26 protein-coding genes are annotated in these 23,826 nt (G+C 51.0%); 15 read left to right on the plus strand and 11 right to left on the minus strand.

What is annotated here, in order from left to right; genetic code table 11:
- Both purN and purM read right to left on the minus strand, forming a co-directional pair.
- Positions 1-594, minus strand: coding sequence for a phosphoribosylglycinamide formyltransferase (gene purN / locus OMQ46_RS03500; RefSeq protein WP_266235808.1), 594 nt, complete (start codon positions 592-594; stop codon positions 1-3).
- A complete protein-coding gene (gene purM, locus OMQ46_RS03505) occupies positions 595-1,650 on the minus strand; it encodes a phosphoribosylformylglycinamidine cyclo-ligase (RefSeq protein WP_266235807.1) in 1,056 nt (351 codons plus the stop codon).
- Positions 1,651-1,757: 107 nt separating this feature from the next.
- On the opposite strand from purM, the gene OMQ46_RS03510 reads away from it, so the two are divergent.
- From OMQ46_RS03510 to recJ, 6 genes are read left to right on the plus strand one after another with little or no spacing between them, the layout of a single operon-like run.
- Positions 1,758-2,813 carry a DUF2066 domain-containing protein gene (locus OMQ46_RS03510; protein ID WP_266235806.1) on the plus strand — a complete coding sequence of 352 codons (1,056 nt, stop codon included), beginning with the start codon at positions 1,758-1,760 and terminating at the stop codon, positions 2,811-2,813.
- Entirely contained in the window at positions 2,810-3,367 is a 558-nt protein-coding gene (locus OMQ46_RS03515) for a CDP-alcohol phosphatidyltransferase family protein (RefSeq protein WP_266235804.1), read from the plus strand. Before OMQ46_RS03510 ends, OMQ46_RS03515 begins: the two co-directional genes overlap by 4 nt.
- A complete protein-coding gene (locus tag OMQ46_RS03520; RefSeq protein WP_266235802.1) occupies positions 3,340-4,410 on the plus strand; it encodes an AI-2E family transporter in 1,071 nt (356 codons plus the stop codon). Before OMQ46_RS03515 ends, OMQ46_RS03520 begins: the two co-directional genes overlap by 28 nt.
- 14 nt (positions 4,411-4,424) lie before the next feature.
- Positions 4,425-5,129, plus strand: coding sequence for a DnaA regulatory inactivator Hda (gene hda, locus OMQ46_RS03525; protein WP_266235801.1), 705 nt, complete (start codon positions 4,425-4,427; stop codon positions 5,127-5,129).
- The gene (locus OMQ46_RS03530) at positions 5,122-6,048 is read left to right on the plus strand and encodes a hypothetical protein (protein ID WP_266235800.1); all 927 of its coding nucleotides are present in this window, start codon (positions 5,122-5,124) and stop codon (positions 6,046-6,048) included. Before hda ends, OMQ46_RS03530 begins: the two co-directional genes overlap by 8 nt.
- Positions 6,045-7,781 (plus strand): single-stranded-DNA-specific exonuclease RecJ, encoded by a 1,737-nt coding sequence (gene recJ, locus OMQ46_RS03535; protein ID WP_266235799.1) that lies wholly within the window; start codon positions 6,045-6,047, stop codon positions 7,779-7,781. The genes OMQ46_RS03530 and recJ overlap by 4 nt, the downstream gene beginning before the upstream one ends.
- A 76-nt stretch (positions 7,782-7,857) precedes the next feature.
- On the opposite strand, the gene OMQ46_RS03540 is transcribed toward recJ, so the two are convergent.
- Together OMQ46_RS03540 and OMQ46_RS03545 are read right to left on the minus strand one after the other, a co-directional pair.
- On the minus strand, positions 7,858-8,322 hold the full coding sequence (locus tag OMQ46_RS03540; RefSeq protein WP_266235853.1) for a YqaA family protein: 465 nt from the start codon (positions 8,320-8,322) through the stop codon (positions 7,858-7,860).
- 191 nt (positions 8,323-8,513) lie between these two features.
- Entirely contained in the window at positions 8,514-8,657 is a 144-nt protein-coding gene (locus OMQ46_RS03545; RefSeq protein ID WP_266235796.1) for a hypothetical protein, read from the minus strand.
- Positions 8,658-8,711: 54 nt separating this feature from the next.
- Here OMQ46_RS03545 and OMQ46_RS03550 point away from each other — a divergent pair, with 54 nt between their 5' ends.
- The 6 genes from OMQ46_RS03550 (at position 8,712) to OMQ46_RS03575 (ending at position 13,063) form a co-directional block, all read left to right on the plus strand.
- Entirely contained in the window at positions 8,712-9,182 is a 471-nt protein-coding gene (locus OMQ46_RS03550; RefSeq protein WP_266235794.1) for a hypothetical protein, read from the plus strand.
- A gap of 103 nt (positions 9,183-9,285) precedes the next feature.
- Complete coding sequence (locus OMQ46_RS03555; protein WP_266235792.1) at positions 9,286-9,813, plus strand: hypothetical protein; 528 nt, start codon at positions 9,286-9,288, stop codon at positions 9,811-9,813.
- A 158-nt stretch (positions 9,814-9,971) separates the two neighbouring features.
- Positions 9,972-10,442: a hypothetical protein gene (locus tag OMQ46_RS03560; RefSeq protein WP_266235790.1), complete on the plus strand. Its 471-nt coding sequence runs from the start codon at positions 9,972-9,974 to the stop codon at positions 10,440-10,442.
- A gap of 109 nt (positions 10,443-10,551) precedes the next feature.
- Positions 10,552-11,268, plus strand: a complete 717-nt coding sequence (locus tag OMQ46_RS03565) for an ankyrin repeat domain-containing protein (RefSeq protein WP_266235789.1) — start codon at positions 10,552-10,554, stop codon at positions 11,266-11,268.
- Positions 11,269-11,465: 197 nt separating this feature from the next.
- Positions 11,466-12,398, plus strand: coding sequence for an aldo/keto reductase (locus OMQ46_RS03570; protein ID WP_266235787.1), 933 nt, complete (start codon positions 11,466-11,468; stop codon positions 12,396-12,398).
- Entirely contained in the window at positions 12,395-13,063 is a 669-nt protein-coding gene (locus tag OMQ46_RS03575; protein WP_266235785.1) for a DUF6064 family protein, read from the plus strand. Before OMQ46_RS03570 ends, OMQ46_RS03575 begins: the two co-directional genes overlap by 4 nt.
- Before the next feature lie 39 nt (positions 13,064-13,102).
- Here the strand turns inward: OMQ46_RS03575 and OMQ46_RS03580 are convergent, their stop codons facing one another.
- Positions 13,103-14,056 carry a 1-phosphofructokinase family hexose kinase gene (locus OMQ46_RS03580; RefSeq protein WP_266235855.1) on the minus strand — a complete coding sequence of 318 codons (954 nt, stop codon included), beginning with the start codon at positions 14,054-14,056 and terminating at the stop codon, positions 13,103-13,105.
- A gap of 136 nt (positions 14,057-14,192) precedes the next feature.
- Between OMQ46_RS03580 and OMQ46_RS03585 the strand changes: the two genes are divergently transcribed.
- Positions 14,193-15,182, plus strand: coding sequence for a 2-hydroxyacid dehydrogenase (locus tag OMQ46_RS03585; RefSeq protein ID WP_266235781.1), 990 nt, complete (start codon positions 14,193-14,195; stop codon positions 15,180-15,182).
- Between the two features lie 2 nt (positions 15,183-15,184).
- Positions 15,185-17,263: an ATP-dependent DNA helicase DinG gene (gene dinG / locus OMQ46_RS03590; RefSeq protein WP_266235779.1), complete on the plus strand. Its 2,079-nt coding sequence runs from the start codon at positions 15,185-15,187 to the stop codon at positions 17,261-17,263.
- 1,010 nt (positions 17,264-18,273) lie between these two features.
- Here dinG and OMQ46_RS03595 read toward each other — a convergent pair.
- The 4 genes from OMQ46_RS03595 to OMQ46_RS03610 form a co-directional block, all read right to left on the minus strand.
- On the minus strand, positions 18,274-18,555 hold the full coding sequence (locus OMQ46_RS03595; protein ID WP_266235777.1) for a peptidylprolyl isomerase: 282 nt from the start codon (positions 18,553-18,555) through the stop codon (positions 18,274-18,276).
- Positions 18,556-18,595: 40 nt separating this feature from the next.
- Entirely contained in the window at positions 18,596-19,282 is a 687-nt protein-coding gene (locus OMQ46_RS03600) for a type 1 glutamine amidotransferase domain-containing protein (protein ID WP_266235775.1), read from the minus strand.
- Between the two features lie 47 nt (positions 19,283-19,329).
- Positions 19,330-20,004 carry an esterase/lipase family protein gene (locus tag OMQ46_RS03605; RefSeq protein WP_266235773.1) on the minus strand — a complete coding sequence of 225 codons (675 nt, stop codon included), beginning with the start codon at positions 20,002-20,004 and terminating at the stop codon, positions 19,330-19,332.
- A 121-nt stretch (positions 20,005-20,125) separates the two neighbouring features.
- Entirely contained in the window at positions 20,126-20,344 is a 219-nt protein-coding gene (locus tag OMQ46_RS03610) for an RNA-binding S4 domain-containing protein (protein ID WP_266235772.1), read from the minus strand.
- 166 nt (positions 20,345-20,510) lie between these two features.
- Here OMQ46_RS03610 and OMQ46_RS03615 point away from each other — a divergent pair, with 166 nt between their 5' ends.
- Positions 20,511-20,813 (plus strand): hypothetical protein, encoded by a 303-nt coding sequence (locus OMQ46_RS03615; protein ID WP_266235771.1) that lies wholly within the window; start codon positions 20,511-20,513, stop codon positions 20,811-20,813.
- 31 nt (positions 20,814-20,844) lie between these two features.
- On the opposite strand, the gene OMQ46_RS03620 is transcribed toward OMQ46_RS03615, so the two are convergent.
- Positions 20,845-21,978 (minus strand): sodium ion-translocating decarboxylase subunit beta, encoded by a 1,134-nt coding sequence (locus tag OMQ46_RS03620; protein ID WP_266235769.1) that lies wholly within the window; start codon positions 21,976-21,978, stop codon positions 20,845-20,847.
- A 15-nt stretch (positions 21,979-21,993) separates the two neighbouring features.
- Entirely contained in the window at positions 21,994-23,787 is a 1,794-nt protein-coding gene (oadA, locus tag OMQ46_RS03625; RefSeq protein ID WP_266235768.1) for a sodium-extruding oxaloacetate decarboxylase subunit alpha, read from the minus strand.
- Positions 23,788-23,826: the final 39 nt, after the last annotated feature.

Raw genomic sequence — 23,826 nt, forward strand, 5'->3', positions numbered from 1 at the left:
TTATTCCGTTTGTTGCGAGACCAGCTTCTGTATGGCAGCCGGATAGAGCAGATGTTCCTGCTCCAGGACTCTTGCTGCCAGGGTGTCGGCATCATCCCCCGGCAATACCGGGACTTTGGCTTGTAATATTACCGGACCATCATCCAGTTCTGCTGTGACAAAATGCACACTGGCGCCATGCTCACTCTCACCCGCTTCGATGGCGCGTTCGTGCGTGTGCAGTCCCTTGAACTTGGGCAGCAGAGACGGGTGGATGTTAATCAGCCGACCGGCATAATGCGCAACGAAGTCCGCGGTCAGAATACGCATGAAACCGGCCAGAATGACATAGTCAGGCTGATAAACATCAATGGCTTCTGCCATGGCGGTATCAAATACCTCGCGGCTGGCGAACTGCTTGTGATCAATGACCTGCGTGTCGATACCGGCCTGTTGAGCAAATTCCAGACCGGCAGCCCCCGGACGGTTACTGATAACGGCGGCGATATCGACAGCCAGCTGACCTTGCTGCGCGGCTTCGACAATTGAGCGCATATTACTGCCACGGCCGGAAATCAGAATCACCAGCCGGGCTGAGCGACGTGAATCATTCATTTAATCGATGACCACGCTATCTTCATCGGTGCTGCGATCCTCAATCTGACCAATCAGGCTCGCTTCCTCACCGAGACCATGCAGCAGGCTGAGGGCCGTGTCTGCCTGTTCAGCCGAGACGACAACGACCATGCCGATACCGTTATTGAAAGTTCGGTACATTTCACTGTCTTCGACATTACCCTGTTGCTGGAGCCAGTCAAACACCGCGGGTCGCTGCCAGCTGTCGGCGGCAATCACGGCTTTTTTGTCCGCCGGCAATACGCGGGGAATATTTTCCAGCAGCCCGCCGCCCGTAATGTGGGAGAGGGCATGTATGCTGATTTTGTTATTGAGTTCAAGTAAAGACTTGACGTAGATCCGGGTGGGTGCCAGCAGTTTTTCGCCGAGCGTGCCGCCATCAAACTCGTCATCCAGGGCTTGACCACTGCGTTCCAGGATCTTGCGAATCAGCGAGTAACCATTGGAGTGAGGACCTGAGGAGGCGAGGCCGATGAGTTTGTCGCCTGCAGCCACTTTGCTGCCATCAATGACGTTGTCTTTTTCCACGACACCGACACAGAAACCGGCCAGATCGTAGTCACCGTCTTCATACATGCTGGGCATTTCTGCCGTTTCACCACCGACCAGGGCGGCGCCGGCCTGCAGGCAGCCTTCGGCAATACCCGACACCACAGATTCAGCAACATCAACATCGAGCTTGCCGGTGGCATAGTAGTCCAGGAAGAACAGGGGTTCGGCACCCAGTACGGCGATGTCGTTGGCACACATGGCCACCAGATCGATACCGATGGTATTGTGAATACCGGATTCGATAGCAAGACGCAGCTTAGTACCGACACCGTCGGTGCCGGAGACCAGTACTGGCTGCTTGTAGCGGTCCAGAGGCAATTCAAACAGACTGCCGAAACCACCCAGTCCTGCCATAACGCCCGGACGGCGGGTTTTGGCAGCATGGGGCTTGATGCGATCTACCAGTGCATTACCGGCTTCGATATCGACACCGGCATCACGGTAACTGAGAGAAGTGCGAGAAGAATCCGCGCGATCGGTCATGGTTTGTTCCTGAAAATAAATATGGATTGTTGACGCTTAAAAGTTCGATCCTGACGGACCGGTTGATAGGTCGTCACACGTTGAAAACAGCGTGTTAGAATACCACAATGCATCGACTATTTATTACCCTAATTTTACTCAGTCTGACCTGTGGCAGCCATGCCGCCGAGGTGGATAATCTTTACCAGGCTTCATCGCCGGTCAGTTCCCGCGATGCGCAGGAAAGGGCAGCATTGATGCCCCAGCTACTGCAACAGGTGATGCTCAAAGTGGTGGGTAATAAAGCCCTGCTGGAAACTGCAGCGCTGGCGCCGGTTCTCTCTGAAGCAGAACAGTACATGCAGCAATATGAATACCGCCGCACCAATATTGCGGCGGCAGATTTAACCCAGCCCGATCAACTTTCCCTCACGTTACGATTTGACCCCGCTGCAGTGAATCGGGCTTTAACAGCGCTTGAGCTGCCCATCTGGGGCAGTAACCGGCCTGATATTTTAATCTGGGCTGTCATTGAGGCCAGCGGTGAATCCAGCATTCTGGGACTGGAAACGGCGCCCATGGTCGTATTTCGTCCATTGAGTCAGGCCGCCGATCAGCGTGGTTTGCCCATCCTGATGCCATTGATGGATTTGCAGGATCAGCGCGCGCTGACGATAAGCGATCTCAAACAAAGTAATCAGGCTGCGATTGACAGTGCCTCTGATCGATACGGTGCCGACATTGTGATGACTGCAGTGGTGAAATTGAATGATGATGAGGCTCAGGTGTCATGGTCTGCTAACGGCGCTGGCCTGAATGACACCTGGCAGTCGCAGGGGGACGTGCAGGAGGCATTTGCTGCCGGGGTTGGCCATCTGGCTGATAAACTGGCGCTGCAATACGGGCAACGCGTGGATAACGGCGGTGAAGCTCAGAGACTGACCCTGCAAATAAAAGACGTGCTGAGTTACGCTGATTTCACACGCCTGATGACCTATCTGGAACAGCTTGAACTGATCAGCGATATCCGTGTTATTAATCTGGGTGCCCAGCAACTGGACCTGGATATCGCCTTCAGGGGCAGTCTGGAAGTGTTGCAAAGAACGCTCAGTGTTGGCAGTTTATTAGTCGAAGAACCGCAATCTAACAGCAACGATGCCAAACTTTATCGGTTAACACCTTGAGTCTGAAAGATATTCCCAATCTGATTTCCATGCTTCGCATTCTGCTGGTTGCGCCCGTCGTGTGGGCACTGGCATCAGAGCAGTTCCTGTTAGCCCTGCTGTTGTTCGCCGTGGCGGGGATTTCCGACGGGCTGGATGGCTTTCTGGCCAAGCATTTTCACTGGGAATCCCGGCTGGGTTCGATTCTGGATCCGATTGCCGACAAACTCCTGCTGGTCGCCAGCTTTGCGACATTAACCTGGCTGGGACTACTGCCAGTGTGGTTGCTCTGGCTGGTGCTGGCCCGCGATGTCATCATAATCAGCGGTGGGCTTGCTTATCATTACTATCTCGGACAATTCGATCTCAGCCCGTTGTGGAGCAGTAAAATTAATACCACATTGCAGATAGCACTGGTCCTGCTGGTGATGATCCAGCAACCGTGGCTGCCGGGTCTGGACAAGGTTGTCACGATTGGCATCTGGCTGGTTGTTGCCAGTGTCATTAACAGCGGCACGGAATATGTTCTGGTATGGGGAACAAGAGCATGGCGGCAGATCAAACAAAAACGATGAGTGACACCAATAAACTGATTTTACTGGTCAGTCTGATTGCGGGCGGCTGGTTGCTGTTCCAGCTATCGCCGGTGCTGATGCCATTTTTTATTGCCGCTCTGCTGGCTTATCTTGGTGATCCGCTGGTCGATAGACTGGAAAACTGGAAACTGTCACGCACCGTTGCCGTGACTGTCGTGTTTGCTGTGCTGTTTATCGCCATGATTATCCTGTTGCTGGTGCTGTTGCCGATGCTCAGTGGTCAGGTGACCAAGCTGTTTACCAATTTGCCGGGTTATCTCAACATGGCACAAAAAGCGCTGGAGCCGTTGCTTATCGGTGCGGGACTGCCCAGCGATGTGTTTAATCTGCAAACGCTGAAACAGGCACTCAACAACTACTGGTCTGAGATGGGCAATGTTGCCGGTGGTGTGTTCAGTTATGTCACCCAGTCCGGCATGGCACTGCTGCAATGGGTCGGGAACCTGGTGTTGATCCCGGTGCTGACGTTTTATTTGTTACGTGACTGGGATGTGCTCGTAGCGCGTTTTCGTGAGCTGTTACCCCGTCGAATATCGGGTAAATTCATCGAAATGTCACTGGAATGTGATGACATGCTGGCAGGCTTTATCCGAGGGCAGTTGATGGTGATGCTGGCACTGGCGATTATTTACACCGTTGGCCTGAGTCTTATTGGTCTGGAACTGGCACTGTTGCTGGGCGTGATTGCTGGACTGGTCAGCTTTGTCCCATACCTTGGTTTGATTGTCGGTATCGCGCTGGCGGGCCTGGCGGCCTTTTTCCAATTCGGCGAGTGGTTACCGGTGTTTTATGTGGTGATTGTGTTCACTGTTGCTCAATCAATAGAAGGCATGCTCTTGACCCCGCATTTTGTCGGCGAACGTATCGGTCTGCATCCGGTCGCGGTCATCTTTGCGGTATTGGCCGGCGGTAAGTTATTTGGCTTTACCGGTGTTTTGCTGGCGTTACCGGTGGCCGCGGTAGTCATGGTGCTCCTGCGTCATGCGCATCAGCGCTACGTCAGCAGCCACCTTTATTCCTGATTTTTCTGATTATCATGACGGTCGCCCAAACTCAGTTAACGCTGCGCCTGACGCCACAGGAAATTTATCGCCTGGATAACTTTCTGTTCGCCAAACCCGAAACCGAGCAGGCGCTCAAGGCGTTTTGTGATCTCGACAGTCTTGATTTTCTCTATCTCTGTGGCGAGGGTGGCACCGGTAAGACCCACTTGTTGATTGCTTGTGCTGAGCGCGTTCAGCAATTGGGCTACCGTGTGATCTACTTGTCACTGGCTGAGTTGACTCAAACTGCTCAGCCTGGGGTGCTGGAATCCCTGGAACAGGCTGACTTGCTCTGTCTGGATGATCTGGAAGCGATTGCCGGAAACCGGGAGTGGGAAGTGGCTTTATTCCACTGCTTTAACCGGCTGCACGATGCCAAAGGTCATTTACTGGTGGCCACTGAAAATAATCCGGCCAACACCCGAATTGAACTGCCTGATTTACGTTCAAGACTAGCCACCGGTCTAGTGTATCAGCTCACCAGCATGAGTGATGAACAAAAGCAGCAGGCTTTGATATTGCAGGCGCAGTCGCGCGGGCTGAGCATGAGTGACGAGGTCGCGCAATATCTGCTTCGCCATTATGGCCGTGATATGCCGGCACTGATGACGGTATTGCAGCAGCTCGATAAAGCCTCACTGCAGGCCAAGCGTCGTTTGACTATTCCTTTTGTAAGGCAGGTGCTGGGCAATGGCTAAAAGCCATCTCAGCCTGATTCTGCCTGATGCTGCCGCTGTATTTGCCAATGAACTGAATCGGGCCTTATGGCCTGACGCACTGCACAAAATACTTAATAAAGCCCGTTTTCAGCCCGATAGTCGCGCTTATTATCTGCATTTACTGGCTTTATTTTCCGAATCTAATCAAGCGGCCGGTTTGCCGGTAGCGCAGCTGCGCGGGGGCAGCGTCAATTCACTCTGTGCTGATCCCTGTTACCTGCACCCGGATCGGGATCAATTGCTGCTGTTTTATCGTGATCTGGATATCACGCTTGAAGAAGCGCATGCATTCGCCTGCCGTATTCAGCCTTTGCTGGATGCGTACCAGGGCCACCTTAACGTGATCAGTGCCGAGGAGTGGTTACTGGAACTGCACAGCTTGCCCGAGGTGGACTTTACGCCCAAAGAAGGCCTTAATGGTCTGCCTGTGAGTGATAAGCTGCCACAAGGTTTACAGGCAAGCGACTGGATAAGACTGTGGAATGAAATCCAGATGCTGCTGTTTGATTGTCAGGAAAATCTGGCCCGCGAACAGGCTGGCAAAGTACCCATCAATAGTCTCTGGTTCTGGGGGCAGGGCAGCTTGCCGACGCTACAATCATGGCCGCATGTATCCGGTGATGACAAGGTGCTGGCGAAACTGGCCAAAGAGAGTCACTCGGTTTTTCACGCTGTGGTGTCAGCCTATCAAGAGATGGCAGGCAAACAGGCACTTCATATGATCAAGTTTGAAATCGAGCAGGACTGGCAGCAGCAACTGGATGATTTGCTTGATAACTGGCTTGTACCAGCCTTTCAGGCACTTCGTCGCGGCCAGCTTAAAGAGCTGGATATCATCATACCGGAGTGGGGCCGTTACCGGTTGACACCAATGAAAAGCTGGCAAGTGTGGAAATGAAACAGGTCGACATCAAACAACGCGATAGTAGCGGCTGGGAGAACCTGCCGGAGCACTGGCCGGACTGCCTGCGCCGGGTGCTGGCCGCCAGAGGTATACAAAAGGCCGAAAACCTGTTTTTTGAATTGACTGATTTGCCCCGGCCCGAGCAGATGCTGGGTATGGAGCAGGCCGTAGCTTTGCTGCTTGAAGCGATAGAACAGCAATGGAAAGTCACCGTCGTCGCCGACTTTGACAGCGATGGTGCCACCAGTTGTGCACTGGCCATTCGTGGGCTCAAAGCCATGGGACTGAAAAATATCGACTTTATTGTCCCCAACCGCTTTGTTCACGGTTACGGGCTGACGCCAGAACTGCTCGATGAAATCCCCACTGACAGCCAGCCGGACTTATTGCTCACGGTTGATAACGGTATTGCCGCAGTGGCGGGGGTGGATGCCGCCCGGGCGCGTGGTATTAAGGTATTGGTCACGGATCATCATCTGGCCGGTGAAACCCTGCCGCAAGCCGATGCCATTATTAATCCCAATCAGCCCGGTGATAATTTTCCCTCGAAAAACCTGGCCGGCGTTGGCGTCTGCTTTTATCTGCTGCTGGGGCTGAGACAAGCTTTACGTGAGCAGAGCGGGTTTGAACAGCAGGGGATAAAACAACCCAATGTCAGCGACTGGCTGGATCTGGTGGCGCTGGGCACGGTGGCCGATGTGGTGCCGCTGGATCAGCTTAACCGGACTTTAGTGGATGTGGGCCTGAAACGGATGCGCCAGCGGCGTGCCTGTGCCGGTATCCTGGCTTTGGCTCAGGTAGCCGGCCGTGAGGCCGTCAAGTTGGCCAGTCCGGATTTAGCCTTCAGCATCGCGCCCAGGCTCAATGCGGCGGGGCGGATGGATGATATGGGCCTGGGCATTAACCTGCTGCTCTCTGATGACTGGCAGCAGGCGCTTTCTGCAGCCGCACAACTGGACCAGATAAACCAGGACAGGCGCAGTGTCGAACAGCAGATGCAGCAGGATGCGCTAAGCATGCTCGAAAAACTGTCACTGGACGCCGATAACACTGCCCCCGGTTTTTGTCTGTTTGACTCAGAATGGCATCAGGGCGTGATTGGTTTACTGGCTTCACGGATCAAGGAAAAACTGCACCGGCCGGTGATTGCCTTCGCACCGGGTAATGAAGGTGAAATCAAAGGCTCAGCGCGCTCGATTGCCGGCGTACATATTCGTGATGTATTAGCCCGTATCGCTACCCGTCACCCGGACATGCTGCAACGCTTTGGCGGCCATGCCATGGCAGCCGGGTTAACGCTGAAACAGGATGATTTCCAAACCTTTGCCCATGCCTTTGAAACCGTGCTCACAGAAATGGTCGAACCGGCGGTTTACCAGCAACACCTGCATTCCGATGGTGAACTGCATCACGGTGAAATCAATCTCACTCTGGCTGAGCAATTACCCAACGCCGCCCCGTGGGGGCAGGGTTTTGAAGAACCCCGCTTCCATGGTCTGTTTGAAGTCGCTGACTGGCGTCTGGTGGGGCAGGAACAGGACCATTTACGTCTTAGTTTAAGCCTGCCCGATAACCGGCAAATCACCGCCATGGCCTTCAGGCAAGGCAAGCCCGACTGGCTGGAGCGGGGCACACAAGTCCTGATTCGTTACCGGCTGGCCGTGAACGAATTTCGGGCGACTAAATCGGTGCAGTTTCTGGTGGATGATTTATTGCAGCCAGATTGATAATCAGCAAGAGAAAAGGTCAGTTAGTATAAACCCGGATGAAGGGTAAATGTGTTCTCATTGAAACATGCTTGTTTCAATAAAAATAACTGGCCCCCACCCAGACAAGGGCAACAAGCAGGAAAGATATCGTGGCTGTCTGCGTTTTGTATTGCTGAAACCACTTTTGTGCTTGATTGCCCAGCAGCCAGACAAGTAAGCCCAATCCGAAATAACGGGCAGCCCGAGCAAGTGACGTGGCCACAATGTACAACGAGAAGGCATAGCCCGTGGCGCCAGCTGCCAGCATCGCGATCTGAAATGGCACAGGGGTGATACCAACACTCAATACGAACCAGAAGCCTTGTTCATGGATATCGGCGCGGATGCTATCGAATTCCGAAGGTGATGCAAGCCAACTTACCAACTGGTCACCTATCTGCTCGAAAAGATAATAACCGAAGAAATACCCCAGAGAAGCACCGAGCAGACAACCCAGAAGTGCTGACAGGCAAATTGCCCATAATCGATCGCGACGACTCTGCAGTAGCGGGATCAACATGGCCTCAAGAGGGATGGGCAGGATGAGTGACTCGAGAAAGGAAATAAATCCCACGCCCACAAGAAGGTGACGAGAATAAATCAGCTTTTCGCAGGCCTGCTTGAATTTTTGAAAGATGACATTTCCTTATGAATAGCCATGGTGGGAGCAATAAGTATAAGCTTTTCCATAAATGGTGCTACCGGCTCTGATTAGCCGCGATCAGTGATCTGACGAACGACTTCGATTTTTAATTCTTCGGGATAACGTTTGTCGCTCATTTGCACCTCTCTGAGTGCCATTTTAATGGCTGAGAGGTGTCTAGCAAATCGGTGGCTATTCAGGTTTACCCCCATGATGGCCTCCAAATTAAACACGATGACAAGAGTACTATTAAGGAGATCGAGGTAATGTACAAACGGATTTTTTTGTTGTCACTAGGAATTGTTTATCTGATTGCTGTTTATATTGTTTTTTGGGTAAAGGTTGATTCTGTCGAAGACATTCAGAGACTTCATCGTTATGAAGGAAAAATATTAGCTTTTGAGTGTGTTGATATTGATAAGTCCAGAGGAGCTAGAGAGACACGATTGAACACACTTCTGTCCACGGAAGAATACTTAAATTTTCGACTACCTGATAAGCAATGCGATGATTTCTATGAAAAAGTACAAGAACCACTAAAAAAGCAGTTTGTGGGGCATTTTATAGCTGCTAAAGTTATGCAGTTAGAAATAGGAGGGGTGGAAATAGTAAATTTTGATGAAGAAAAGAGAAGTGCGAATATACTGGCTTTGTGGATATTAATATTTCCTTTTGCAGTGATATGTGCGCGTAAGTACATGATTTACCGAAAAGAAATTAATAAAGGCAAAGTCTAGTATGAATATGAAATGAAATACAATAACGCAATTAATATTACGGATAGATAGCCGGTTATGTAAGAGCGGATAATATTGAAGTTATCGGAATTCAGGAGACTGGATGTTTAAGTGGTGTGTCGCTTTATTGCTAATTTTCTTATATCAATACTGGGTTTATTCCCTCTTTTGGACAGATGCTAATGCCGTCTCAGAAGTAGAAGGTGTCCAACACTATTCTGGTTCAATTTCTAGAATAGAGTGTTCGACATACAAGAAAAAATTTGGAGTAACTAATGATAGGGTTTATATAAAATTAGAATATGGGCAGGAACTAAGTTTTCTTGATCGGGGGGTAGCCCGAAAGAACTGTAAAGATTTCTATCAACAACTTGAGGAAATGCTCTTAGGAGAAAATAGTGGTGGTAAACGACCACTCACAACTGAAATTCGTGGAGAGATGTATCCCGAGCTTGTATTCGAAGGTTATTTCTTGGGAACTGCTCCATTGTTTGTCAGTTTTGATGGGCAGGAGTGGATTAATTTTCAAGAGCAAAAAGAAAGTCAGCGAGGGTTTGCTCTTTTTCTATCTCTGACTCCAATCTTTTCAATTCTATTTGTGATGGTAATTAGAAGACTGAAGTACCGATAATTTACACCACAGTTCCAACTGGATGCATCCTTGGCTCTATATACATATAGTAGTTCGAGGAAATACAAGACTAACTATATCTTCTTCGCTGGAGTCCAAACAGGCTATTTCCGATAATGACAACATTCTTACAATTGAAATAAATTACTGAGCATAAGTTGAAGTCGATAATTATCATCTTAATTTCAGGGTTCTACTTACTTGGTGTTTATTCTCTTTTATGGGTTAAAACGGATAAGCCTTCCGAGGTTCAGCGGCTAAACCTTTATCAAGGAAAGATACTAAGTTTGAAATGTTATCTTACGGACAAAGGTAAAACTGAAGAATATCGAATCATGGTGAATCTCGATAATAGTCATAACCTTGACTTTTACTTTCCGCATAAAACGTGTGATTACCTGTATAAAAATATACCTTCTCCGAAAGGATTGTATTTTGAGGGGTATTTTATAGCATCGACTCTAATGCAGCTTAAAATAGGAGGTAGAGAGCTAGTGTTGTTCGATGAGGAAAAAGAGCGTGCAAACATCTTTGCTCTTTATGTAGCGATCATTCCATTTATCGGTTACGCACTTGTTAAGCTGCTCCGGACTAGAAGAATAAAAAATGAACAGAAGTCATCTTCGTAAGCGACTTAACATCGCTTCAAAGAGAACTACGCTAGAATTTTTTTTCAGGTATTGCCTGGCTTTCGCACTCATCACTATAACCGGATGTAAAGCTGATGGGATAGGTGGCATGACGTTGAATGAGGTATTTAGCCCTGAGGTGAGTCGGTTTGTTGATGCTGTCATCGATAATGACTACCAGCGGGCGGATAAGCTGCTCAAGGCCGGCGTAGATATTAATGCCGTAGGCAAGGAGGGTATCACACCACTGTTCTGGCTAATCTCTGAAGAGCATGCCAATGATCTGACCGCCATCGAATTTATGTTAAAAAACGGCGCCGATCCCAACTATCAAGATCCTGAGCGAGAAGTATCAGCCATGTGGCTGGCCTCAGGCGGGAACAAGCCAGAATTTTTGAAGCTTCTTATTCGTTATGGCGGCGATGTCAACCAAATAGGTAGACGTGATGAGTCTATGCTGATGGTGGCTTCAGGTCAGGGGCGGTTGGAGAATATCCAGATTTTATTGGATAACGGTGCTGATATGACATGGAGCAACCGGTTCGGAGAGACTGCGGCATCTATGTGTCTAACTCCTGGCCGATTTGATTTAACAGTCTTTTTTTTGGAGCAAGGTTTTGATGGTGATCTCCAGACGCTGGCCGCTTATGTTGAGGGTGCTATGGCAAATGCGGAAATGCAACCCTACAAGGAGAAGGCTATCGATATTTTAAGGGAAAAGGGGGCAGAGTTTCCTGCCAGTGGTCGCTTAAAACGGCATCTAGCAAAACATCCGGCAACTGAAGCAGAAATTGAAGGTATGATTTACGGCAGGGTGATGTATTAGCGTGGTAGCTTGGGCTGATTTATCAAGCCCAACATCCTGATATTATTGAGCTTCGTGCCTTAGCCCAACCTACGAGCTACGAGCCGGATTAGATGAGTGCAGAGGTTTGTCAGTCAACGCAGAGTGCTGCTATGGTTTGATGAAATCTTCAGCATCCCCGGTGCAGTGTTCTGAAAATACCTCAAGGAGCGTGGCCTATGAAAAACCGCTTCACCCGCAGGCACAGTCTCAAAATGCTCGGCACCGGTCTGATTGTGACGCTCCTGCCACCTATATCAAGCTTCGCTGCAAGCGAGAAACTACTACGCAAACCTTATTCTGATAACAAAACACTACCGGTTATTGGCCTCGGCACCTGGCAAACTTTCAATGTGGGTAGCGATCCGAAGTTGCTGGATGTCCGAACCGAGGTGGTCAAAGCGTTTTTTGAACTGAATGGCGGGCTGATTGATTCCTCGCCGATGTATGGTTCAGCGCCCGATGTGATGGGCTATGCTTTAGAACAGCTGGGCGTACCCGACAGCCTGTTTTCTGCGGAAAAGGTCTGGAGTCCGGCCGGTGGCAGTGCCCGTGAGCAGGTTGCTAACTTGCTCGACCGCTGGAATCTCGAGCAATTTGACCTTGTGCAGGTGCATAACCTCACAGACTGGCGCGAGCACCTCGCGGCGCTACGGGAAATGAAACAAGCAGGCCTCATTAGACATATTGGTATTACCACTTCGCATGGACGCCGCCACAGCGAGTTTGAGCAAATCATGGCGTCTGAGGAGATTGATTTTGCACAGCTGACTTATAACATCAGGCATCGTGAAGTGGAAAAGCGGCTGCTGCCGCTGGCTCAGGAGCGGGGGATCGCTGTCATTGCCAACCGGCCTTATGATGGCGGTAGCCTGATTAAAGGCTTGAAACGCCGTAATGAGCCCTTGCCTGAGTGGGCGGTCGAAGAATTTGCTTGCACAAGCTGGGCCGATTTTCTGTTGAAGTTTATCGTGAGTCACCCAGCTTTGACTTGTGCCATTCCAGCGACCACGCAAGTCGCGCATCTGCGTGAAAATATGCGGGCCGGCATGGGGGCGATGCCCTCAGCTAACACCCGGCAGAAGATGGTGAAATATATTGAGTCGCTATGAGCACCGGCTTGAGCTATTCGCTGCAGGATTTTATTCCTTTTACCGCTGATATCTATTTCCGCTTACTGGAACGCATGAGCGAGTCTTACTGGCCGTTACAGTTGCTGACAATGATACTGGGGATGGTCAGTGTCTGGCTGGCGCTGCATCAACGTGCACGGATCGTAAGCCTGCTGATGGCACCACTATGGGCATTTGTTGCGGTGGCCTTTTTTATACAGTTGTACGCCGAACTTAACTGGGCTGGCCGCTATATGGCCTATGCGTTTTTTATCCAGGCCGGATTGTTGTTGACGGCTTTTCTCAGCCCTGGATTCAATAGCAGCCCTGGCAATGCTGTTGTTACTTTTCTTGCTAGCATAATAGCGCTTTCTGGCCTGATAGGCCTGCCCGTTGCCGGTCTTTTAATGACTGGCAATTGGTGGCAGGCTGAGGTTTTCGGCGTTTTTCCTGACCCAACCTCAGTCACCACACTGGGGCTGGCCCTGGTCCTGTTCAGAGGCTGGCGCTCGTGGCTTATGACACTGATCCCTATCCTCTGGTTATCATACTCAGGCCTGACTTTGTGGGCTCTGGATATACCGACAGCAATCATGCTTTTTGTCACAGTGGGGCTGGCACTGATTGGTCTGGTCTGGAGAAGCGTTGAGCGCAGAGTAGTTTGAACAGCAATAATAATGAGCTGAATACGGTTGAGCTGTCTGCTAGATATCGAGCTTGGTAATGACAACCTGTTTGCTCAGGCAGTCGATATCGCTCCCGTCAAATAATTCGGTGCCGGGATGCATGACTGTGCCGGCACCGCAGGCCAGTCCCAGAGTCAGAATCTTTTCCGGCGTGTCATGCAGGCTGAAACCTGCAACCAGACCCGCAACCATTGAGTCACCCGCCCCAACAGTGGTGTTAACCGTCACGTCCAGCGCTTTGGCGAAGTAGCTGTTTTCCGGTGTCACCAGTAGGGCGCCTTCATGACTGAGTGAGACGCAGACATAGGCCACGCCACCCTGCTGGATCAAGCGGGCACTGTGGGCGACGGCTTCCGGCGTCGGTAAGGACTCATCCAGCATCATTTCCAGTTCGTACTTATTGGGCTTAATCATGAACGGTTTGGCAGCAATAGCCCGTTTCAGCATTTCGCCATGCACATCAACCACAGCACGGCCGCCCTGGCGGTTAATTCGCTCTACCAACTCGGCATAAAGGGAGAGCGAGACATTGGGCTGACAGGAACCGGTGATAATGCCGTAGCCATCACCGGTAACTTCAATAAAATCATCAGCGATCCGCTTGATATCCGGCTCAGGGATATCAGTGCCACTACTGGTCATATGAAATTGATTGTGCGGGCCTGTTTCAATAATGGTGGTATTGCTACGGGTTTCACCGCTGACTTCTTCATAGACGACATGAGGCAAATGCTCATATAGCAGGGTTCTGAAAATTTGGCCGACAGCGCCGGCGATGACGCAGATAGTGTGAGATTCAATATCAAGGCGGGTCAGGGCCCGGCCAATGTTGATGCCGTTACCACCCGGATCGTAACGCGCGGAGTCTGCACGGGACTTCTCATCAGGAATCAGCCTGTTGACATGATAAGTCACATCCAGTGCCGGATTCAGGCATAAGGTGCTAATGGGGCGGTGAGGTGTTATCGCCATAATGCCGTGCTTCCTGTCGACGCTTATTAGCAGTGTAAGAAATTTCCAGACAATTTGCACCGGATAAAGATTGAATTGCCTGGGTCAGATTAGGACAATAGGGGCTTAAATCATCACCAACCGATCAGGCTACATCGTGCAGATAGCTGTTTTCAGTGCCAAACCCTATGACCAGACATTTCTAGCCCGGGCAGCTACCGCTGAACTGGCGTTTCAGTGTTTTGAACTGGAGCTCAAGCCGTCGACGGCCGTAATGGCACAGGGCGCCGAAATCGTCAGCGCCTTTGTCAATGACGATTTAGGGCGAGAAACCCTGACGCTAATGGCGGAAGGGGGCACCCGATTGATTGCCTTGCGTTGTGCCGGATTCAATCAGGTGGATTTGACGGCGGCGAAAGAACTCGGCATTCGTGTTGTTAATGTGCCCGCTTATTCTCCCTATGCGGTGGCAGAACATACCATTGCTCTGATGCTGGCGCTGAGCCGGAAACTACCGCGCGCCTATAATCGTGTCCGCGATGGCAACTTTTCACTGGATGGGCTGCTGGGTTTTGATTTTTACGGTAAAACGCTTGGCATTATAGGGGGCGGCAAAATTGGCATGCTGGTCGCCGAGCGGATGCGGGCATTTGGTTGCCGGATACTGATTTACGATCCCTTTAACGAAGACAACTGCCGTCAACGGGGTTATGAGACCGCAACACTTGAGATGCTGTTTGAGACCAGCGATATCATTAGCCTGCATTGTCCGTTGAATGAACACACACGGCATATCATTAACCGTGACAGCGTCGCCCGTCTAAAGCAGGGCATGATGCTGATCAACACCAGCCGCGGTGCATTAATGGATACTCAGGCCGTGCTGGACGGTCTGAAAGCCCATCACATTGCCTACCTGGGAATCGATGTTTATGAGCAGGAAGGTAGTTTGTTTTTTGAGGATCATTCGCTGGATATTATTCAGGATGATGTGATTCAGCGTCTCATCACCTTGCCTAATGTCATCGTCACCGGCCACCAGGCTTATTTCACCAAAGAAGCGCTGCAGCACATTGCAGAGACCACGGTCAGCAACATTCTCGAATACCTCCGTGATGAGCCGCTGACTTATCAGGTCGGAGGCTGAACTTGTCAGAATCGATCTTCGGTCGTTTGCAGGCGGCGATCCCTGACTTCAAACCGCGGCCACAGCAACAGCAGATGAGTGATTTTATCGCCATGCAAATGGCGAGACCACCGCAACAGCGTATTGCTGTGGTAGAAGCCCCCACCGGTGTTGGCAAAACACTGGCCTATCTCAGTGGCACGATTGAGTCGGCCATCAATAACAAAAAAACACTGGTGATAAGCACCGCCACGGTCAATCTTCAACAACAGTTGATCCAGAAAGATTTGCCCCAGTTCTCCGCAGCCCTGGCGCAACCGATTCGCTTTGTTCAGGTGAAAGGACGGCGGCGTTATCTTTGTCCCAGTAAACTCAGCCAACTGGCAACCGCACCCGAGCAACAAACGCTGGATATTGATATCGACGCCAAATACCAGCAGGCGCTGCATATGGCGGCAGCGAAGCAGATGTTGAGTGAGTGGGACCAGGAACGTTGGGATGGTGATCGCGACAGCCGGCGGGATAAGGTCAGCGCGGATTTATGGAACCAGATATCCACTGATTCCGAGGGCTGTGCCGGTAAGAGCTGCTCGTTTTATCTTCGCTGCCCCTATTACAAATTACGCCGTGAGATGGTCAGTGCCCAGGTGGTGGTGGCAAACCATGATCTGATATTGAGTGATGCCGATCTGGGGGGGGGGCTAGTGTTACCCAACCCGGAAGAGGTGCTGTTTGTCTTCGACGAAGCACATAACCTGCCGCGCAAAGCACTCGACCATGCGGCGAAAGCACTCAATTTTATGCAGCTGTATCAGACCACCGAAACCGCTGACAGTGTTTTGAAGAAAATTCCATCAGCGCTGGCATTTCGTCAGCATGATTTCGGTTATATGCTCAGTGAATTACGACGCGATTTACCTGCTGTGATCAGCCATCTACAACAGATGGAAACCATCCTGCAAAGTGACGGACTGGTCCATGATTTATTGGAAAAACGAATTAGCGAACCGCGTATTTTCTGGAACAGTCCGCTGGTCAATGCCCTGTTGATCCCTTGTCAGAATCTGCTGCAAAGAGCAAACAACATCTATAAGCATTATTCGGTACTGGCTAAATGGATTAAAGAAGGACTGGAGAAAACCCAGCTCTCCAACAAAGTCGGTGAAGCGCTGCTACCGCAGGTCGGTACTGTGCAGAACATTTTCGGTTACCTGATTGATTTTATGGCACTGTTTCTGGAGCCTGATCAGGAAGACCGGCCACCCAATGTCCGCTGGCTATCTGTGGACCAGTTTGCCAAACAACAAACCCTGGTGATTCATGCCGGGCCCATGACAGCGGCCTATTTTCTGGATCGCAGTCTGTGGACACGGGCATTCGGTGTTGTGCTGACTTCAGCGACTTTGCGGGGAATGGGGTTGTTTCATCGTTTCCGAATGGACTGTGGTCTGCACCGGTTTGATGAGCAGCATTTTCTGGCGGTGCCGTCGCCATTCAAATACAACGATCAGGCCACCCTGAATCTGCCGGCGATGCAATACCTGCCTAATGAACAGCAACAACAGTGGCGTCGGGAGGTAGTCACCAGGTTGAAAGAGGTGATTGATACCTCTGAAGCGACCTTGGTGCTGTTTACTTCCCGTGAGGTGATGGAAGCGGTGTATCGGCAGTTGCCTGCTGAGATCAGCCGGCTGGTATTGATTCAGGGGGATACGCTGTCACCGAAAAACATGGTGCAGCGCCATATTCGCCAAGTGGAAGCGGGTCACGGTAGCATTATTTTCGGCATGGATCGCTTTGCCGAGGGCGTGGATCTGCCGGGTAATCTGTGCACGCATGTGATTATCACCAAGCTGCCGTTTCCTGTCTTTACCCGGCCTATAGAGCAAGCCAAGCAGGAATGGATCATTCGCCGTGGCGGTCAGCCATTTACAGCCTTGTCTCTGCCGGCAGTCAGCGTAAAACTGATTCAGGCCTGTGGGCGTTTGCTACGCAAAGAGACGGATAGCGGCCGCATTACGATTCTGGATCGGCGTTTGTTAACGAAAGGTTACGGTAAGCAACTGCTTGCGCATTTGCCGGATTATCGTCTTGTCCGCTGATGTTGTTAAAACACAGACACAGACTTCACAGAGAGTAGTGACTACACAAGATTGTCATAGTGATCTGAACGGCGGTATCCAGCAAACCTGTTATGGCGTCCGTTCTTGAGGTATTTTTTCTAGGGTTGGGATGAGATCCTTCGGCTCACGCTCAGGATGACAGGGGGAATGAAAACGGTTCCATAGCTGTCATGCCGACCGTAGTGGAGGCATCTCTTCCAAGGCTGGGATGAGATCCCTGGGCTTCCGCTCAGGATGACAGGGGGAATGAAAACGATTCCATAGCTGTCATGACGACCGTAGTGGAGGCATCTTTTCTAGTGTTGGGATGAGACCCTTCTGCTCCCGCTCAGGATGACAGGGGGAATGAAAACGGTTCCATAGCTCTCATGCCGACCGTAGTGGAGGCATCTTTTCCAGGGTTGGGATGAGATCCTTCGGCTTTCGCTCAGAATGACAGGGGGGATGAAAACGACGCCGTGGCTGTCATACCGACTGGAGTGGAGGTAACTTTTCCAGGGCTGGGATGAGATCCTTCGGCTTCCGCTCAGGATGACAGGGGGGATGAAAACGATTCCATGGCTGTCATGCCGACCGCAGTGGAGGCATCTTTTTCCAGGGTTGGGGCGAGATCCTTCGGCTTTCGCTCAGAATGACAGGGGGGATGAAAACGACGCCGTGGCTGTCATACCGACTGGAGTGGAGGTAACTTTTCCAGGGCTGGGATGAGATCCTTCGGCTTCCGCTCAGGATGACAGGGGGGATGAAAACGATTCCATGGCTGTCATGCCGACCGCAGTGGAGGCATCTTTTTCCAGGGTTGGGGCGAGATCCTTCGGCTTTCGCTCAAGATGACTGGGAAAATTAAAATAATTCGCTGTATCAGACACGGACTCGCAGTTGCTGAAAAACGCCTCTGGCTTTTTAATCAGTCTGTGTGATCTGTACTGCTGTGGTTAAAAACAAAAAAGCCCCAATCAAGGGGCTTTTCATACACAAGACTGTCAGTCTTATTCGCTGCGACTGGTCACTTCCAGCAGGTGATAACCAAACTGGGTTTTCACGGGACCCTGCACGGTATTGACCGGTGCTGAAAAAACGACCTTGTCGAATTCCGGCACCATCATGCCCGGGCCGAATTCACCCAGATCGCCGCCGCTGCGGCCTGAAGGGCAGGATGAGTGCTCTTTAGCGATATCGCCAAAATCTGCGCCCTGTTCGATTTCTCGTTTCAGTTCCAGACAGATTTCTTCGCTGTCGACAAGGATATGTCTTGCTGTCGCTTTTGCCATCGGTATTATTCCGTTCAGTTAAAACCGCAGATTATAACAGTTAAGCGGCCAGTTTGAGGCTCTCGAGCAAGGCCTCGGCTGTGGCTTCTGAGGATTGAGGGTTCTGGCCAGTGATGAGAGGGCCATCTACACAGCAGTTCTCAGTCCAGTCATCAGCTTTCACATAGCAGCCACCCCGGGCTTTGAGTACATCTTCCAGCAGGAAAGGAACAATGTCAGTCAGGCCAACCGCTGCTTCTTCGCTGTTACTGAATGCCGTCACGGCACGATTATTGATCACAGGCTGGCCGTCTTTATCGTGAACATTCACTAAAGCGGCTGGCGCATGGCAGACAAAGCCGATCGGTTTATCCTGTTGGAGAAAGGATTCAATCAAACTGATTGAGTAAGAGGAATGCGCCAAATCCCACATTGGTCCATGCCCACCTGGATAAAACACGGCGTCGTAATCCGCTGCACGAACCTGTGCCAGGGGCAAGGTGTTGGCGAGCAGTTTCTGAGCAGCGTTATCCTGCTTGAAGCGCTCTGTCGCCTCTGTCTGAAAATCCGGGCTGTCACTTTTAGGATCCAGTGGTGGCTGGCCGCCTCTGGGCGAGGCCAGGGTTACTTTTACCCCTGCATCATGAAAGACATAATAGGGGGCAGCAAACTCTTCCAGCCAGAATCCGGTTTTCTTACCAGTGGTGCCCAGTCGGTCATGAGAGGTCAAAACCATCAATATATGCATGTTTTCTCCTTGTTTCTATTTCAGCTGCTATTGCTGACAGATAGCGTTCAGCAATGATTCCCGTTATGGTCAAAATGACCCTGTTTCAAAAAACACAGCACTTGTCTGATGACCATCGGCCTGTTCATCATAAAAGCGTGGCTGACAGGCAGACAGAGATGATCGTGCATCCCTTCAAGTCGGGTACTTGCCACCGTGACCTGACCATCATTGGGTTTGGGCAGGAACGGTGCACATAAAAGATTCACAGCACGGTAGCCGGCAATAATGCCAACCTCAAACTTTGCACTGCCTAACTGTTTGAGAGGGCTCTGCGGATCGGTACCTAATTGTGCAGCGACCGGTCCGAAAAAACGATGATACAGGGTGTAAGGCTGAAGCCAATCAGCAATCTGACTACCCTGGTTCGGCGGCCCTAACATCACCACACGACCCAGGTTGTGGATCGGTTGAGATGCCAGGTAATGCCGGACCAGAATGCTGCCCAGCGAGTGCGTGACAAAATGGATTGTCATCGATGGTGGTATCCCTCTCAACGCCTCGCTGATAACCTGCTGACTCAAGTTCGCGATAGGAAACTTGCGAGAGGGATAGTCGATATTGCGTGTCTGATAGCCGACCTGTTGCAGTGCCTTTTCCAGCTTGCGCATTGAGCGTGCAGAGCGGGCAAGGCCATGCAGGAGAATGACAATCTGATTCTGTTCGGACTCGATATCAGTCATCACTGGCTCCTGAGTAAACGGTTGAAAGAGGAGACGATTGTCATGGCACCAGTACAGGGAGGCAGGCAGCTAGAAAACCCCGTCTTCAGGCTAAAAAATTGTTGGCCGATGATAGTGAAGCTCAGTCAGATATCACCAGATAGATGTCATCAATCTGAATCCGGTCACCGCCGATAATTTTACGGCGCTTGCGTGTCTCCGCTTCATTATTGACACGAACAAGGCCTTGTTCGACCATCATTTTTGCCTCGGCGCCACTGGCGGCAATACCTTCAAACTTGAGAATCTTGTATAACTCAACCGGGCTCTTGCTCAGCGTAACCTGAATAGTCTGACTCATCGTATGCCTTTGTCGAAATTTGATATATGGATAACAGGTGATTTCAGGAAAATTGACCTGTTCGTAAAAACAGCAAAAAATAGGCATCAGTATCTGTGACGTACAGCGCGTATTTTTGCGTCGGATAAAGTTAGTGTAGCGATTCTACCTTAACGGGGTATTGCTTATGAAAGGACTGGTCGGCCTGGTTCAAATCTTGATTGTTATTGCGCTCTTATACCCGGTTTATTACATTTGGGATACCAGTCGTGTCGAAGCGTTCTGTAACCTCATTAAGCCCGGCATGAGTACCAAAGAGCTGCAAAGACTGGCTGAAACAAAGCATATCAGCCTGCATATTCCCAACAGTAATGAAACCGGGCAATGGATGACATCTGTTGACTCCTCAGCCAGTATTGATCGTTTTGCCTGTGTCATCAGCGGCGCGGTTGATAAAATTGCCAGTGCCCGCCTGCTTGAGGAAGAATAAAAAACCCGCCGAAGCGGGTTTTTATCAGGGTTTAAGCGCCAACATAATTTATCAGGATACCGGCCGCCACCGCGGAACCAATCACCCCGGCCACGTTCGGCCCCATCGCATGCATCAACAGGAAGTTATGCGGATCTGATTCCAGCCCCAGCTTATTCGACACCCGTGCAGCCATTGGCACTGCCGATACACCGGCGGAACCAATCAACGGGTTAATCGGTGCTTTTACCAGCTTATTCAGTATCTTGGCCATGATGACACCGGACGCGGTACCTATCGCAAATGCCACCATACCCAGGACCAGAATGCCCAGTGTCGCCATATCCAGGAAGCTTTCTGCACTGAGCTTGGAACCCACTGCCAGACCCAGGAAGATAGTCACGGTGTTGATCAATGAGTTCTGGGTGGTGTTACTCAAGCGATCGACCACGGCACATTCCTTCATCAGGTTGCCGAAGCAGAACATACCCAACAGTGGCGCCGCATCAGGCAGCAGGAAAGCGACCAGAATCAACAGCAGCAATGGGAATACGATTTTCTCACGCTGTGAAACATGGCGTTGCTGGACCATTTTGATTTTACGCTCGGCCTCGGAGGTCAGAGCACGCATAATCGGCGGCTGGATTAGCGGGACCAGCGCCATATAGGAGTAGGAGGCAACAGCAATGGCGCCCAGTAATTCCGGCGCCAGTTTACTGGCCACATAAATGGAAGTGGGTCCATCGGCGCCACCGATAATACCGATAGCCGCTGCATCCGCCAGGCTGAAGTCGAAAATACCGTAGTAGGACAGAACAACGGCGCCCATCAACGTGGCAAAGATACCGAATTGCGCCGCCGCGCCCAGAAACAGGGTTTTCGGGTTCGCCAGCAGCGGTCCGAAGTCGGTCATTGCGCCGACCCCCATAAAGATAATCAGCGGAAAGGCACCACTCTCAATCCCCACCGTGTAAAAGATATGCAGAATACCGCCGGCTTCAGCGAGACCGGCGCCGGGGATGTTGGCCAGCACACCGCCGAAACCGATTGGTACCAGCAGTAATGGCTCAAAGTTCTTCTTGATGGCGAGATAGAGCAGCAGCATGCCGATCAATATCATCACGCCCTGACCAAGGGTGATCTGGTAGATACCTGTCACTTCCCAAAGGTGAATCAGTTTTTCCATGAATTGAATCCTTGCTTATGCAATAGTGGCGAGATGGTCACCGACTTTGACGGCGTCGCCCTGTTTAACGGAGATAGACGAGACAGTGCCGGATTTGGATGCCACAATCTGGGTCTCCATTTTCATGGCTTCCAAGATCAGCAGGGTGTCACCCTCGTTGACCTGCTGGCCGGGACTAACCTGAATTTTCCAGATATTGCCCGACAACGGCGCTGTAACCGGTTCACCTTCGCCGGCTGGTTCTGCTGACGCAGCAGGTGGTGCAGTCGTTTCACTGCTTTCAACATGGCTGATATCGCCGCCTTCGTTAACTTGCACTACATAAGCCTGACCGTTGACCTTGATGGTGTAGGTTTCCTGATCGCCTGCAGAACTGGCAGCCGATGTCGCTGATGCTTGTGGCTGATCGCTGGGTACCGGTTCAAAAGCATCCGGATTATCACGGTTTTGCAGGAATTTCAGACCAATTTGCGGGAACAGGGCGTAAGTCAGTACATCATCGACCTGATGTTCGCCTTCTGCCAGCTGAATACCGTCCAGATCGGCTTTCTCCAGCAACTCAGTGGTGAGTTTGTCCATTTCCGGTTCCAGCAGATCCGCAGGTCGACAGGTGATCGGTTCTGCGCCTTCCAGTACCCGGTCCTGAAGCTCCTTGTTGTAAGGCGCGGGTGCCGCACCATATTCACCTTTGAGTACACCGGCGGTCTCGGCGCTGATAGTTTTGTATCGTTCACCGGTCATCACGTTGATCACAGCCTGTGTACCTACGATTTGCGAGGTGGGTGTGACCAGTGGAATGAAGCCTAAGTCTTCACGCACACGGGGAATTTCTTTCAATACTTCATCCATCCGGTCCAGTGCATTCTGTTCACGCAGCTGGCTTTCCATATTGGTGAGCATGCCACCCGGCACTTGGGCCACCAGAATGCGGGAGTCGACACCACGCAGGGAGCCTTCGAACTGGGCATATTTTTTACGGATATCACGGAAATAGGCAGCAATTTCCTCCAGCAGCTGCATATTCAGACCAGTATCGCGATCGGTGTCTTCAAAAATCGCCACCACAGACTCGGTTGCAGAGTGACCGTAGGTCATCGACATCGAAGAAACCGCGGTATCGACATTATCAATGCCGGCTTCAACACATTTCATAATGGTGGCAGTCGACAGGCCGGTTGTGGCGTGCGATTGCATATGAATCGGGATATCAATAGCTTGCTTAAGATTTTGAACCAGCTCGTAAGCTGCGTAAGGCTTAAGCAAACCAGCCATATCCTTAATGGCCAGGGAATGAGCGCCCATATCCTCGATGCGCTTTGCCATATCAATCCACATCTGCAGGTTGTGGACCGGACTCAAGGTGTAGGCGATGGTGCCCTGGGCATGACGGTCATTTTCGAGAACGGCTTTTATCGCGGTTTCCAGATTACGTGGGTCGTTCATTGCGTCAAATACGCGGAACACATCGACCCCATTGACTGCCGCACGCTCGACAAATTTTTTCACCACATCGTCAGCATAATGACGGTAGCCCAGCAGATTCTGCCCCCGTAGCAGCATTTGCTGACGGGTGTTTGGCATCGCGGCTTTCAGGCTACGGATGCGGTGCCAGGGATCTTCACCCAGGTAGCGGATACAGGCATCGAAAGTGGCACCGCCCCAGCTTTCCACTGACCAGAAACCGACTTGATCGAGCTTGTCGGCAATCGGCAGCATGTCGTCGAGACGCAGCCGGGTGGCAAACAGAGATTGATGGGCATCACGCAGAACGACGTCGGTAATGCCAAGTGGTTTTTTTGCTTCGGTCATGTTCATGGCCTTGGTTTGATCTAACGGAAACTGCCTGAC

The sequence above is a fragment of the Methylophaga sp. OBS1 genome, assembly GCF_026319365.1.